We start from the raw sequence: 13,976 nt of genomic DNA, 5'->3' as shown, positions 1-13,976 counted from the left end.
CCCACGGCCACTCCACAATCACACCCCAGGGCCAGCCCACCGCAGGAAACGGCGTAGCCACCCGTACCCTGCATGACGTGAGCAGACTGCGACGCGCCCGGTGCCGGCTCACGGCCCACCCCTTCGCGCTGGACACGGCCATCGCCGCAGGCGCCCTGGTGTGCATGGTGGTCGGCTCCTTCGCCGACCCCGGCGCAGAGCACGGCGTCAGCTGGGGCGTCCGCACCCCCGACCCGCTCAGCCTCGCCTTGATGACCCTCGGCGCCGCCGCCCTCGTCTTCCGCCGCAGCGCCCCCAGGGCGGTCCTCGCCGTCACCGGCACCGCCTCCCTCGTGGAGAGCGTCACCGGAGACCCGCGCGCCCCGGTGGCGATGTGTGTCGTGATCGCGCTCTACACGGTCGCCGTGACCACCGACCGCGCCACCACCTTGCGCGTCGCCCTGCTCACCATGACCGTGCTGACGGGCGCTGCCATGCTGGCAGGCCCGCTGCCCTGGTACGCCCAGGAGAACCTGGCGATCATCGCCTGGACCGGCATCGGCGCCACCGCGGGCGACGCCGTCCGCAGCCGCCGTGCCGTGGTCCGGGCCATCCGGGAACGCGCGGATCGGGCCGAACGCACCCGCGAGGAGGAGGCCCGGCGCCGCGTCGCCGAGGAACGCCTGCGCATCGCCCGCGATCTGCATGACGTCGTCGCCCACCACATCGCCCTGGTCAATGTGCAGGCCGGGGTCGCCGCCCATGTCATGGACAAGCGCCCGGACCAGGCGAAGGAGGCCCTGGCCCATGTGCGGGAGGCCAGCCGGTCCGCGCTCAACGAACTCCGCGCCACCGTGGGCCTGCTGCGCCAGACCGGGGACCCCGAGGCCCCCACGGAACCCGCCCCCGGTCTCAGCCGCCTCGACGACCTCGCCGGTACCTTCCGCAACGCCGGCCTCCCGGTGGAGGTCGCCCACGCCGACCGGGGCGAGGCCCTGCCCGCCGCCGTGGACCTGGCCGCCTACCGGATCATCCAGGAGGCCCTGACGAACGTGCAGAAGCACGCGGGCCCGGACGCCAGCGCCGAGGTCAGCGTCGTACGGGTGGGCCCGCTCGTCGAGGTCACGGTCCTCGACGACGGCACCGCGGTGCACGGTGCCACGGACGGCGGCGGGCACGGGCTGCTCGGCATGCGGGAGCGGGTCACCGCCCTCGGCGGCAGCCTCACCACCGGTCCCCGGTACGGGGGCGGCTTCCGTGTCCATGCGATCCTGCCCGTCACGACCCGCACCGCCACCACGGGGGAGCCCGCATGACGATCCGTGTCCTGCTCGCCGACGACCAGGCACTGCTGCGCAGCGCCTTCCGCGTGCTCGTCGACTCCGAGCCCGACATGGAGGTGGTGGGGGAGGCGTCCGACGGCGCGGAAGCGGTGCGGCTGACCCGCGAACAGCGGGCGGACGTCGTCCTCATGGACATCCGGATGCCCGGCACCGACGGACTTCAGGCCACCCGTCTGATCAGCGCCGATCCCACCCTGGCCCATGTCCGCGTGGTCATACTGACCACCTTCGAGGTCGACGACTACGTGGTGCAGGCGCTGCGCGCGGGCGCCTCCGGCTTCCTCGGCAAGGGCTCCGAGCCGGAGGAACTGCTCGCTGCGATCCGCGTCGCGGCGGGCGGCGAGGCGCTGCTGTCCCCGACGGCCACCAAGGGCCTGATCGCCCGCTTCCTCGCCCAGGGCGACGCGGCGGACGACGGCCGCGACCCCGCCCGCTCCGACCGGCTCGACGCGCTCACCGGACGGGAGCGCGAGGTCCTGGTCCAGGTCGCCGGCGGCCACTCCAACGACGAGATAGCCGAGCGCCTTGAGGTCAGCCCGCTGACCGTGAAGACCCATGTGAACCGGGCCATGGCCAAGCTCGGTGCGCGGGACCGCGCCCAGCTGGTGGTCATCGCCTACGAGTCGGGGTTGGTACGTCCAAGGATGGAGTGACCTCCACCCGGGCGTACTGCGGCCGGAGTATGACCCGGATAAGGAAATGGACCTGGGGCCGACGGATCGGCCCTCGCGCATGGACCAGGGTGGTGACGTGGGCGCCCACACGCCCTTCTGCCGCTCACAGAAGAGAGACCCTGACCCATGTCCTGGCTGTCCAGATTCAGCCTCGCGCAACGGGCCCTGATCGGGCTGATGTCCATCATCGCGATCGTCTTCGGGGCGATCGCGATACCGCAGATCAAGCAGCAGCTGCTGCCCACCATCGAGCTGCCGATGGTGTCGGTCCTCGCGCCCTACCAGGGCGCGTCCCCCGACGTCGTCGAGAAGCAGGTCGTCGAACCCCTCGAAGACAACCTCGAAGCCGTCGACGGCATCACCGGCGTCACCTCCACGGCCAGCGAGGGCAGCGCCGTGATCATGGCGTCCTTCGACTACGGCAACGACACCAAGCGGCTCGTCACCGATGTCCAGCAGGCCGTCAACCGGGCCCGCGCCCAGCTCCCGGACGGCGTCGACCCGCAGGTCATCTCCGGGTCCACCGACGACATCCCGACCGTGGTGCTCGCCGTCACCTCGGACAAGGACCAGCAGGCCCTCGCCGACCAGCTCGACAAGACGGTCGTCCCGGACCTTAAGGGCATCGACGGCGTCGGCCGGGTCCAGGTCGACGGCGTACGGGACCTCCAGGTCACCGTGACGCCCGACGACAAGAAGCTGGCCGATGCGGGCCTCACCCCCGCCGCCCTCGTCCCGGCGCTCCAGGCGGGCGGCGCCACCGTCCCGGCAGGTTCCTTCGACGAGGGCGGCGCCAACCGCACCGTCCAGGTCGGCGGCGGCCTCACCTCGCTCGCGCAGATCCGGGACCTGAGGGTCGCCGGGGAGGGCGGCGGCAAGCCGGTACGCCTCGGCGACGTGGCCACGGTCAAGGAGCAGCCGGCCCCGGCCGACTCCATCACCCGCACCGACGGCCGGCCGAGCCTCGCCGTGAACGTCACCATGGACCACGACGGCAGCGCGGTCTCCATCTCGAACGCGGTCAAGGACAAGCTGCCCGAGCTGCGCAAGGACCTCGGTTCCGGTACGGACATCACGGTCGTCAGCGACCAGGGCCCGGCGGTCTCGAAGTCCATCAAGGGCCTGACCACCGAGGGCGCCCTTGGCCTGCTCTTCGCGGTCCTCGTCATCCTGGTGTTCCTGGCGTCGGTGCGCTCGACGCTGGTGACGGCGGTGAGCATCCCGCTCTCGGTCGTCCTCGCTCTGATCGTCCTGTGGACGCGCGACCTGTCCCTGAACATGCTCACGCTGGGCGCGCTGACCATCGCGATCGGCCGGGTCGTCGACGACTCGATCGTCGTCCTGGAGAACATCAAGCGGCACCTCGGCTACGGCGAGGAGCGCCAGGCGGCGATCCTGGGCGCCGTCCGCGAGGTGGCCGGCGCGGTCACCTCCTCCACCCTCACCACGGTCGCCGTCTTCCTGCCGATCGGCCTGGTCGGCGGCATGGTGGGCGCCCTGTTCGGCTCGTTCAGCCTCACCGTGACCGCCGCGCTGCTGGCGTCCCTGCTGGTGTCGCTGACGGTCGTCCCGGTCCTGTCGTACTGGTTCCTGCGCGCGCCGAAGGGCACCCCCGAGGACGCGGAGCAGGCCCGCCGGCAGGCGGAGGAGAAGGAGGCGAACAGCCGCCTCCAGCGCCTCTACGTCCCGGTGCTGCGGTTCGCCACCCGCCGCCGCTTCCTCAGCGTCGTGATCGCCGTGGTGGTGCTGCTCGGCACCTTCGGCATGGCCCCGCTGCTGAAGACGAACTTCTTCGACCAGGGCGAGCAGCAGGTCCTCAGCATCAAGCAGGAGCTGAAGCCCGGCACCAGCCTGGCGGCCACCGACGAGCAGGCCCGCAAGGTGGAGAAGCTGCTCGGCGACACCAAGGGCGTCAAGGACTACCAGGTCACGATCGGCTCGTCCGGCTTCATGGCGGCCTTCGGCGGCGGCACCGACACCAACCAGGCGTCGTACCAGGTGATGCTGGAGGACTCCGCGTCCTACGACGACGTGCAGACGCACATCGAGGACGGCCTGGCCGAGCTGAAGGGCATCGGCACCACCACGGTCTCCGCGGGTGACGGCTTCGGCAGCCAGGACCTGAGCGTCGTCGTGAAGGCGGCCGACGGGGACGTGCTGCGCACGGCGGCGGAGCAGGTGCGCAAGACCGTGGCCGGGCTCGACCACGTCACCGACGTGACCAGCGACCTGGCGCAGAGCGTGCCGCGCATCTCGGTCAAGGCGAACGCGAAGGCGGCCACGGCCGGCTTCAACGACCAGACGCTGGGCGCCGCGGTGGCCCAGGCGGTCAAGGGCACGACGGCCGGCAAGGCCACCCTGGACGACACCGAACGCGACATCGTGGTCAGGTCGGCCAAGCCGACCGAGACGCTGGCGCAACTGCGCGCGCTGAACCTGGGCGCGGTCAAGCTCGGCGACATCGCGGCGGTGAAGCTGGTGGACGGCCCGGTGTCGATGACCCGGATCGACGGCCAGCGCGCGGCGACCATCACCGCGCGGCCGACGGGTGACAACACCGGTGCGGTGAGCACCAAGCTGCAGTCCGAGATCGACGCGCTGAAGCTCCCGGCGGGGGCGACGGCGGAGATCGGCGGCGTCAGCTCCGACCAGGACAGCGCGTTCAAGAACCTGGGCCTGGCGATGCTCGCGGCGATCGCGATCGTCTTCATGCTGCTGGTGGCGACGTTCCGGTCGCTGGTCCAGCCGCTGATCCTGCTGGTGTCCATCCCGTTCGCGGCGACCGGCGCCATCGGTCTGCTCGTCATCACCGGTACGCCGATGGGCGTCCCCGCGATGATCGGCATGCTGATGCTGATCGGCATCGTGGTGACGAACGCGATCGTGCTGATCGACCTGATCAACCAGTACCGGCGGCAGGGGTACGGCGTCGTCGAGGCCGTGGTGGAGGGCGGCCGGCACCGGCTCCGCCCCATCCTGATGACGGCCCTGGCGACGATCTTCGCCCTGCTGCCGATGGCGCTCGGCGTCACCGGGGAGGGCGGCTTCATCGCCCAGCCGCTCGCGGTGGTGGTGATCGGCGGTCTGATCACGTCGACGCTGCTGACGCTGCTGCTGGTGCCGACGCTGTACGCGATGCTCGAACTCCGCAAGGAGCGCCGCGCAAAGAAACGAGCGGCAAAGCGGTCAGCCCCAGAGGTAAGGGAACCGGTGGGCGTCTGAGCACGCTTCCGGGCACCGTGGCCGTTCGCGCAGTTCCCCGCGCCCCTAAGGGGCGCGGGGAACTGCGCGCTCAGCGACAACGCACCCGCACAGGCCGGATCACCCGCACCCCCACCCCCGGCCAAGCCCTACGGCAACGCCAGCATCCGGTCCAACGCAAGCCGCGCGTACCGTTCCGTCTCCTCATCCACCTCGATGCGGTTGACAAGGTTCCCCTCGGCAAGCGACTCCAGCGCCCACACGAGATGCGGCAGATCGATGCGGTTCATGGTCGAGCAGAAGCACACCGTACGGTCCAGGAACACAATCTCCTTGCCCTCCGAAGCGAAACGGTTCGCCAGCCGCCGCACCAGATTCAGCTCCGTACCGACGGCCCACTTGGACCCGGCGGGAGCGGCCTCAAGGGCCTTGATGATGTACTCGGTGGAGCCGACCTGGTCCGCCGCGGCCACCACCTCGTGCCGGCACTCCGGGTGGACCAGCACATTGACCCCCGGAATCCGCTCCCGCACCTCGTTGACCGAGTCCAGGCTGAAGCGGCCGTGCACGGAGCAGTGCCCCCGCCACAGGATCATCCGCGCATCGCGCAGTTCCTGAGCCGTCAGCCCGCCGTTCGGCTTGTGCGGGTTGTAGACGACGCAGTCCTCCAGGGACATGCCCAGCTCCCGCACCGCGGTGTTGCGGCCGAGGTGCTGGTCGGGCAGGAAGAGCACCTTCTCGCCCTGCTGGAAGGCCCACTCCAGCGCCCGCCGCGCGTTCGAGGACGTGCAGATCGTGCCGCCGTGCCGCCCGGTGAAGGCTTTGATGTCGGCGGAGGAGTTCATGTACGAGACGGGCACGACCCGCTCGGCGATCCCGGCCTCGGTGAGCACGTCCCAGCACTCCGCCACCTGTTCGGCGGTGGCCATGTCGGCCATGGAGCAGCCGGCGGCGAGGTCGGGCAGCACGACCTTCTGGTCGGCGCCGGTCAGGATGTCCGCGGACTCCGCCATGAAGTGCACACCGCAAAAGACGATGTACTCGGCTTCCGGGCGGGCGGCCGCGTCCCGGGCCAGCTTGAAGGAGTCGCCCGTGACATCGGCGAACTGGATGACCTCGTCGCGCTGGTAGTGGTGGCCGAGCACGAAGACCTTGTCCCCGAGCTTCTCCTTGGCCGCCCGTGCGCGCTCGACCAGGTCGGGGTCGGAGGGCGAGGGCAGTTCACCGGGACACTCGACGCCGCGTTCGCTCTTCGGGTCGGCCTCACGGCCGAGGAGCAGCAGGGCGAGGGGGCTCGGCTGTACGTCGAGTTCCGGGGTCTGGGCGGTGGTCACGACACGCACCCTTTCTATTTTTCGTCAACCTGACGCTATCTATCATAACCGCTTCATGTCACTTTGACGATGGCGATAGCGTCCATGTGACGTGAATCCCGCACGGGTCGCCCACGGGCCGCTGTCCGCGCGCACGGGCGTGTGCGAGCATGAATCCAGAGGAAAAAACGCGACAACGCGAATGCCCGGCCCGGAATGAATCCGCGGACCCGCCGGTTGCACTCGTCGGCAAGCAGTCTCCGTACAACCCGGGAGAGATGTAGATGTCCGTATCGGACGAGACCACCACCGTCACCGACGGCATCATCCTGACCGACGCCGCCGCGTCCAAGGTCAAGACCCTGCTCGACCAGGAAGGCCGTGACGATCTCGCGCTGCGCGTGGCCGTCCAGCCCGGCGGCTGCTCGGGCCTGCGCTACCAGCTCTTCTTCGACGAGCGCTCCCTCGACGGGGACGTGGAGAAGGACTTCGGCGGGGTCAAGGTCGTCACCGACCGGATGAGCGCCCCGTACCTCGGTGGCGCCACCATCGACTTCGTGGACACGATCGAGAAGCAGGGCTTCACGATCGACAACCCGAACGCGACCGGCTCCTGCGCCTGCGGCGACTCCTTCAGCTGAGCCACCCGAAGGCGGCGGCCCCTCCCGAGCGAGGCGCCGCCGCCTTGGTCTGTGCTCCCGCCCTCGAAGGGGCGTGCCCGGCCCCGCCGCCGCAGCGGGCCGACGGCGCGCTCACGGCCGTCGCCCCGCCGCCGCAGCGGGCCGACGGCGCGCTCACGGCCGTGGCAGCACTCCGCGTCCGCCCTCCGGGATCGGCTTGCCGTCCTTCCCGACCACGCTTCGGTCACCCAGCGGCGCATCCAGCGGCACGGTCTTCCGGTACTCCTTGGCGATCAGGATGCAGACCTTGTCCGGCCACGGCTTCTCCGTCACCGTGACCGTCACCCGGTCCGCGCTCTCCTCGACGGACGCCGTGTAGTCGGCGCACACCCCGCCCATGAAGCGCACGGTCAGCTCCGAGTCGCCGGCCGTGTAGCCGTCCACGGTGACGTCCCGCGTCTTCGGCGCGGGTCCCGACTCGGCGGGCGGCGCGGCCGACGGGCTCGCCGAGCCCAGGTACGCGGGATCCACCGCCGGATACGTCACCGTGAAGGTGTCCCGCGCGTCCGCCCCCCGCACCTCGAACAGCCAGGACGGCACCAGCGTCTGCCGCCCCCGGACGGAGTGCGCGGCCAGCCCGAAGACCGCCGCGCGTACGGTCGCCGTGCCCTGCCGCGGCGCGGCCGTCGGCGCCTCGGCCTCGCACGGCTGCTCCAGCCGGTCCTTCAGAGGTACGGGGCCGGCGCAGCCGCCGATGCCCATGCGGTGGTCGGTGCGGGGCGCCGCGTTCATCAGGTCCAGCGTCCGCCGCGCGCTCAGCACCGGATAGGTGTCGCCCTTCTCCGGTGCCTTCAGCAGCCCGCTGCCGGCGACCACGTCGCCCTGTCCGCTCACGGTCAGCCCGGTCGTCCAGCCGTACGTGGGCAGGCCGCCGACCACCGGATCGGCGTTCACCATCCGCTGGGCGCCCACCACCTGGCCGGCGTCGATCTTCGCGTCGTCCTGGCCGAGCGCCTTGAGGACCGGTGCCGCCGCCTGCCGTGCCGCGGGTACGCTCACGGGCTCGGCGGCAGGGTCGGCGGGGCCCTGCGCGCAGGTGGTGGTGCCCTTGCAGTTGTCGGTGCCGGGTGCGTACCGCTGGAAGGTCCAGTTCCCCGGCGCCTGCCCGGCCACCCGCAGGCGCGGCCCGGCGCCGTCCTTCCCGGAGCCGACCCGCCAGCCCGCCGCGTCGGCCACCGGCTTCCCGTCCACGCCGAGCGCCGCCGCCAGCCGGGCCACCTCGTCCGCGGTGACCTCGCCCGCGGGCCGGTACACCGGTGCCGAGCCGGGGCCGTCGGGCAGGGCGCCGCCCGCCACGTACGTCACGCCGTACGGAGCTGGCTCACCCGGCGCGATCCCGTTCGTGCCGCCCGGCGGCGCCGACGAGCCCGCCGGCGGCGCCGCGTATCCGTCCAGGGCGAGCCGCGGGGGAGCGCCGCCGGCACCGGACGCCGGGCCCGAACCGCCGTCAGCCCCGCCGCCCGCGGTGGCGGCCAGATAGGCTCCGCCACCCCCGGCCAGCAGCACGGCCACCGCGACGGACACCACCACGGAGGACCGCCGCCGCCCACCCCCCACGGCCCGCACGCCATCCCCCTCGCCCGCGCTCCCTCGCTCCTCCGCGGTCTCGTGCTTCTCGGCGGTGTCCTGCTCCCGCGGGGCCCCTCGCTCCCGCGCGGACCCTGCCTTCTCCGGGGTCGCTTGCTCGTCCGCGTCCGCGGTGTTCTGCTCCTGCGCGTTCCCCTGCTCCTCCGCGCTCGCCTGCTTCTTCGCGGTCTCCTTCTGCGGCGCGGTCCTCTCGGCGGTACCCGCGGCCGTGTCCTCGTCGTCCCGGTCCGGGGTGTCGGGGTTGTCGGGTCGCTCGGTGTTCACCGCATCGCTCCTTGGTGGGTCGTATCCCGCATCCCCTTCCAGGGGACGGCGATGGGACGCGGCACGGGAGCGCGCGGTTCCCATGGGCGCGCGCCGGAAGGCCGCGCGCCCTCGTGGGGTCGGCTCAGTCGCCGTAGTCCGACATCGCGTCCAGCAGCCGGGCGGAGCGCGGCGGGACGGTCACCCCGTGGATGAGCGACGGCGGCACCGGACGGGTGTCGGCGTCCGGATGCACCGTCCAGCGCGGAGCCATCCGGGCGCAGTCGCCGCGCAGCGAGGCCAGGTCTCCTTCGAGGTCGGCCGGGGCGGGGGAGTGGACCTTGAGGTTCGTCATGAGGGCACCGTAGACAGGCCGGAACGGGCGAAGAAGGAACTGCTGTCGACTATTTTCGTTGACTTCAGCCCCCTGTGCGAACCGGGTAGCGTGAACTGTTCAAACCGCCTCCCTCCAGGAGAGTCCTCGCCGTGCGCATCGCAGTCACCGGCTCCATCGCCACCGACCACCTCATGACGTTCCCGGGTCGCTTCTCCGACCAGCTCGTCGCGGATCAGCTGCACACCGTCTCGCTCTCGTTCCTGGTCGACAACCTCGATGTCCGCAGGGGCGGTGTCGGCGCGAACATCGCCTTCGGCATGGGGCAGCTCGGCACCCGGCCGGTCCTGGTCGGCGCCGCGGGCTCCGACTTCGACGACTACCGCGCCTGGCTGGAGCGGCACGGCGTGGACACGGACTCCGTGCGCATCTCCGAGACCCTGCACACCGCACGCTTCGTGTGCACCACCGACGCCGACCACAACCAGATCGGCTCGTTCTACACCGGCGCGATGAGCGAGGCGCGGCTCATCGAGCTGAAGACCGTCGCCGACCGGGTCGGCGGCCTCGACCTCGTGCTGATCGGCGCAGACGACCCGGAGGCGATGCTCCGGCACACCGAGGAGTGCCGCTCCCGGAGCATCCCGTTCGCCGCCGACTTCTCCCAGCAGATCGCCCGCATGGACGGGGACGAGATCCGGATACTGCTGGACGGCGCCACGTACCTGTTCTCCAACGCCTACGAGAAGGGCCTCATCGAGACCAAGACCGGCTGGAGCGACGAGGAGATCCTCGGCAAGGTCGGCCACCGGGTCACCACCCTCGGCGCCCGCGGCGTCCGCATCGAGCGGGCCGGCGACGAACCGATCGAGGTCGGCTGCCCGGAGGAGGAGCGCAAGGCCGACCCCACCGGCGTCGGCGACGCGTTCCGCGCCGGCTTCCTGTCCGGCCTCGCCTGGGGCGTCTCCCTGGAGCGGGCCGCCCAGGTCGGCTGCATGCTCGCCACCCTCGTCATCGAGACGGTCGGCACCCAGGAGTACCAGCTGCGCCGCGCCCACTTCATGGACCGCTTCACCAAGGCGTACGGCCATGACGCGGCGGCCGAAGTACAGAGCCGCCTCGCCTGACAGACGCTCCGCTGGATGGGCCGCGATGGGCCGTGGGTCGTCTGCGGCACCGTCGTGGCTGGTCGCGCAGTTCCCCGCGCCCCCTGCGGGGGCTACTGCCGGTCCTTGGCTGTGGCGCCGTCGTGGTTGAGCGCGCAGTTCCCCGCGGCCCCCTGCGGGGCTATTGACGGTCCTTGGCTGCGGGACCGTCGTGGCTGGTCGCGCAGTTCCCCGCGCCCCTTTGGGGCGCTGTCGAGTCGCGGCGTGCTTCACCTGACCCGCTCAGGCCGCCCGGCGGACCGAACGCTCCGCCTGCGGGACCGTCGTGGCTGGTCGCGCAGTTCCCCGCGCCCCTTTGGGGCTCCGCCGCTCAGGCCGCCCGGCGGACCACATAGGCCGTGCCGTGGTCCGCCGGTTCCTCGCCGACGTACTCCTGCCCGCGCATCTCGCACCACGCGGGGATGTCCAGCCGGGCCGCCTCGTCGTCCGAGAGCACCCGCACCTCGCCGCCCACCGGCACGTCCCCGATGACCTTCGCCAGCTCGATCACCGGAATCGGGCACCGCTTGCCGAGGGCGTCCACGACAAGCGCCCCGGACCGGGCGGGCTCCGTCACCGGCGTCGGCGCCGGCGCGCCGAACTTCTCCCGCACCCCCGCCACCGCGCCCGGCAGCACCGACAGGAACCGCTCGACCTCCGCCTCGGACGTCCCCGGCGGCAGCGACACCCGAACGTTCCCCTCGCTGAGCACCCCCATCGCCCGCAGCACATGGCTCGGCGTCAGCGTGCTGCTGGTGCACGACGAACCGGACGAGACGGAGAAGCCCTCCGCGTCCAGCGCGTGCAGCAGCGTCTCGCCGTCGACGTAGAGACTGGAGAACGTGACGATCCCGGGCAGCCGGCGCTCCGCGTCGCCGACCACCTCCGTGTCCGGCACCGCCTCCGGCACCCGGGTCCGGATCCGCTCCGTGAGGTCCCGCAGCCGTACCGCCTCCTGGGCGGCCTCGGCCCGCACCGCCCGCAGCGAGGCCGCCGCGGCCACGATCGCCGGAATGTCCTCGAACCCGGCCGCCCGGCCCGACTCCCGCTCGTCCGCGGGTCCTTGGGCCGCGAACCGTACGCCCTTGCGCACCACCAGCAGGCCCACCCCGGGCGGCCCGCCCCACTTGTGGGCGCTGCCCGTCAGCAGCGACCAGCCGCCCTCGACCGGCCCCCACGCCAGCGACTGGGCCGCGTCCACCAGCAGCGGCACCCCGGCCGCCCGGCAGGCCTCGGCGACCGCCGCCACCGGCTGCACCGTGCCCACCTCGTGGTTGGCCGACTGCAGACAGGCCAGTGCGGTCTCGGGACGCAGCGCGGCCGCGTACGCCGACGGGTCCACCGCCCCCGATCGGTCGACCGCCACTCGGGTGACCGTGCCGCCGTCCCGCTCGTGGACGTCGGCGGCGTGCAGCACCGAGGAGTGTTCGACGGCTGACACGATCAGGTGGCGACCGGCCCGCCGCCGCCCGGCCAGCGCTCCCGCGATCCCGGTGTGCACGGCCCGGGTCCCGGACGAGGTGAACACCAGCTCGTCCGGGCGGCACCCCACCGCCTCCGCCGCGGTCTCCCGCGCGGCGTCGAGCAGCATCCGCGCCCGCCGCCCCTCCCGGTACAGCCGCGCGGGATCGGCCCACCCCTCATCCAACGAGGCCACCAACGCCTGCCGAGCAACAGGATGAAGAGGAGCCCCAGAAGCGGCATCGAAGTAACCCATACAGCAACGTTAGAACCCCCTGCAGACCAAGCCCCCAAAGGGGCGCGAGGAACTGCGCGCCAAGCCACAACCCTCCCGCACCCACAAACCCACAGCACCACCCCAAAGGGGCGCGGGGAACGGCGCGAACGGCCACAACGCTCCCGCACCCGCCAACGAACCCGAACTCCCGAGCTATAGGGCGCAAAGGGGCGCGGGGAACTGCGCGAACGGCCACGACGCCCCCGCACCCGCCAACCAACCCGAACCCCCGAGCTCCAAGGCGCCCCCCAAACCACAGCGCCCCCGAACTCCAGGGCACCCCCAGCCGCAACACCCCCCTCGGCGCGACCCGCGGAGCGAAGGGCCCCCTCCCCGCACCCCCCCGGAGGGCGTGGGCTAGGGTTTGGTCCGCATAAACATCCAAACCCCTGCCCGACGCAGGGCGGCGACCGACCAGCGAGAAGGCCGCAGCCGAACCGCGCGGGCGAGACTCTCGGGAAGGCGCTACGTGAGTCCCAACGGCTCCGACCGCTCGCCGCGGCGCCCGATGCGGCGGAAGCTGCTGCAGGCAATGACCGCGGGCCTGGTCCTGGCGACCGCTACCGGTTGCACATACAAGGACTTCCCCCGCCTTGGTATGCCCACCCCGACCACGGAAGAGGCTCCGCGGATCCTCTCGCTGTGGCAGGGCTCCTGGGCTGCCGCGCTCGCCGTCGGCGTGCTGGTGTGGGGCCTGATCCTGTGGAGTGCGATCTTCCACCGGCGCAGCCGGACCAAGGTCGAGGTTCCTCCGCAGACCCGGTACAACATGCCGATCGAGGCCCTGTACACGGTGGTCCCGATCATCATCATCTCGGTGCTCTTCTACTTCACCGCCCGGGACGAGACGAAGCTCCTGGACCTCTCGAAGAAGCCCGACGTCACGGTCAACGTGGTCGGCTTCCAGTGGAGCTGGGGCTTCAACTACATCGAGAGCGTGCCCGGTTCGACCGGCGACGCGAAGACCGACAAGAACCTGGAAGCCATTCCGAGCCGGTTCAAGGACGAGTTCCCGGCGAGCGCCGGCGGTGTCTACGACGTCGGTACGCCGGGCACCCGGAACCCGCAGACCAACAACCCGGGCCCGACGCTGTGGCTTCCGAAGGGCAAGACGGTCCGCTTCGTCCTCACCTCGCGTGACGTCATCCACTCGTTCTGGGTGGTGCCGTTCCTGATGAAGCAGGACGTCATCCCGGGCCACACGAACGCCTTCCAGGTGACCCCCAATCAGGAGGGCACCTTCCTCGGCAAGTGCGCCGAACTCTGCGGCGTCGACCACTCCCGGATGCTGTTCAACGTGAAGGTCGTCTCCCCCGAGCGCTACGAGCAGCACCTCAAGGACCTCGCCAAGAAGGGGCAGACCGGTTACATTCCCGCGGGCATCGCGCAGACGAGCCACGAGAAGAACCGGGAGACGACAAACCTGTGAGCATCCTCAACGAACCCCAGGGTGCCGCGGCAGCTGAAGACTCGTACGAGAACGAGCTGCCGGTCAGGCGCAAGCAGCCCGGCAACGTCGTGGTGAAGTGGCTGACGACCACCGACCACAAGACGATCGGGACGCTGTACCTCGTCACGTCGTTCGCGTTCTTCCTGATCGGCGGCGTGATGGCGCTGATCATGCGCGCCGAGCTGGCCCGGCCTGGTCTGCAGATCATGTCGAACGAGCAGTTCAACCAGGCGTTCACGATGCACGGCACGATCATGCTGCTGATGTTCGCGACGCCGCTGTTCGCCGG

11 protein-coding genes are annotated in these 13,976 nt (G+C 71.4%); 7 read left to right on the top strand and 4 right to left on the bottom strand.

Annotation, left to right across the window (positions count from 1 at the left end):
- Window positions 1-77: 77 nt before the first annotated feature.
- From ACIRFL_RS14620 to ACIRFL_RS14610, 3 genes are all read left to right on the top strand, one after another.
- The gene (locus ACIRFL_RS14620) at window positions 78-1,295 is read left to right on the top strand and encodes a sensor histidine kinase (RefSeq protein WP_404028017.1); all 1,218 of its coding nucleotides are present in this window, start codon (window positions 78-80) and stop codon (window positions 1,293-1,295) included.
- Window positions 1,292-1,975 (top strand): response regulator, encoded by a 684-nt coding sequence (locus ACIRFL_RS14615; protein ID WP_404028014.1) that lies wholly within the window; start codon window positions 1,292-1,294, stop codon window positions 1,973-1,975. The genes ACIRFL_RS14620 and ACIRFL_RS14615 overlap by 4 nt, the downstream gene beginning before the upstream one ends.
- 147 nt (window positions 1,976-2,122) lie before the next feature.
- Complete coding sequence (locus ACIRFL_RS14610) at window positions 2,123-5,218, top strand: efflux RND transporter permease subunit (protein ID WP_404028012.1); 3,096 nt, start codon at window positions 2,123-2,125, stop codon at window positions 5,216-5,218.
- 128 nt (window positions 5,219-5,346) lie between these two features.
- Here ACIRFL_RS14610 and nadA read toward each other — a convergent pair whose 3' ends face one another.
- On the bottom strand, window positions 5,347-6,531 hold the full coding sequence (nadA, locus tag ACIRFL_RS14605; RefSeq protein WP_404028010.1) for a quinolinate synthase NadA: 1,185 nt from the start codon (window positions 6,529-6,531) through the stop codon (window positions 5,347-5,349).
- Between the two features lie 263 nt (window positions 6,532-6,794).
- On the opposite strand from nadA, the gene ACIRFL_RS14600 reads away from it, so the two are divergent.
- Complete coding sequence (locus ACIRFL_RS14600) at window positions 6,795-7,151, top strand: HesB/IscA family protein (RefSeq protein WP_404028008.1); 357 nt, start codon at window positions 6,795-6,797, stop codon at window positions 7,149-7,151.
- Between the two features lie 153 nt (window positions 7,152-7,304).
- Here the strand turns inward: ACIRFL_RS14600 and ACIRFL_RS14595 are convergent, their stop codons facing one another.
- Together ACIRFL_RS14595 and ACIRFL_RS14590 are read right to left on the bottom strand one after the other, a co-directional pair.
- Window positions 7,305-9,041: a hypothetical protein gene (locus ACIRFL_RS14595; protein WP_404028005.1), complete on the bottom strand. Its 1,737-nt coding sequence runs from the start codon at window positions 9,039-9,041 to the stop codon at window positions 7,305-7,307.
- Window positions 9,042-9,165: 124 nt separating this feature from the next.
- Window positions 9,166-9,375 (bottom strand): hypothetical protein, encoded by a 210-nt coding sequence (locus tag ACIRFL_RS14590; protein WP_404028003.1) that lies wholly within the window; start codon window positions 9,373-9,375, stop codon window positions 9,166-9,168.
- 131 nt (window positions 9,376-9,506) lie between these two features.
- On the opposite strand from ACIRFL_RS14590, the gene ACIRFL_RS14585 reads away from it, so the two are divergent.
- On the top strand, window positions 9,507-10,481 hold the full coding sequence (locus ACIRFL_RS14585) for a carbohydrate kinase family protein (protein ID WP_404028001.1): 975 nt from the start codon (window positions 9,507-9,509) through the stop codon (window positions 10,479-10,481).
- A 349-nt stretch (window positions 10,482-10,830) separates the two neighbouring features.
- Here the strand turns inward: ACIRFL_RS14585 and ACIRFL_RS14580 are convergent, their stop codons facing one another.
- Complete coding sequence (locus tag ACIRFL_RS14580; protein WP_404027999.1) at window positions 10,831-12,216, bottom strand: cysteine desulfurase/sulfurtransferase TusA family protein; 1,386 nt, start codon at window positions 12,214-12,216, stop codon at window positions 10,831-10,833.
- A gap of 490 nt (window positions 12,217-12,706) precedes the next feature.
- On the opposite strand from ACIRFL_RS14580, the gene coxB reads away from it, so the two are divergent.
- Together coxB and ACIRFL_RS14570 are read left to right on the top strand one after the other, a co-directional pair.
- Window positions 12,707-13,666, top strand: coding sequence for a cytochrome c oxidase subunit II (gene coxB, locus ACIRFL_RS14575; RefSeq protein WP_388715256.1), 960 nt, complete (start codon window positions 12,707-12,709; stop codon window positions 13,664-13,666).
- On the top strand, window positions 13,663-13,976 hold a 314-nt coding region (locus ACIRFL_RS14570), incomplete at its 3' end, for a cbb3-type cytochrome c oxidase subunit I (protein WP_404027997.1). The genes coxB and ACIRFL_RS14570, both read left to right, overlap by 4 nt.

This window comes from Streptomyces sp. NPDC102462 (assembly GCF_044765425.1).
GTDB lineage: Bacteria > Actinomycetota > Actinomycetes > Streptomycetales > Streptomycetaceae > Streptomyces.
Note: the sequence above shows the minus strand (reverse complement) of the source record. Positions and strands in the feature narration are given on the sequence as shown.

Bases quoted from the DNA above. Each gene is read 5' to 3' on its own strand.
- ACIRFL_RS14615 (WP_404028014.1), top strand. From the start codon at position 1,292: ATGACGATCCGTGTCCTGCTCGCCGACGACCAGGCACTGCTGCGCAGC.
- ACIRFL_RS14600 (WP_404028008.1), top strand. From the start codon at position 6,795: ATGTCCGTATCGGACGAGACCACCACCGTCACCGACGGCATCATCCTG.
- ACIRFL_RS14580 (WP_404027999.1), bottom strand. From the start codon at position 12,216: ATGGGTTACTTCGATGCCGCTTCTGGGGCTCCTCTTCATCCTGTTGCT.
- ACIRFL_RS14590 (WP_404028003.1), bottom strand. From the start codon at position 9,375: ATGACGAACCTCAAGGTCCACTCCCCCGCCCCGGCCGACCTCGAAGGA.
- ACIRFL_RS14610 (WP_404028012.1), top strand. From the start codon at position 2,123: ATGTCCTGGCTGTCCAGATTCAGCCTCGCGCAACGGGCCCTGATCGGG.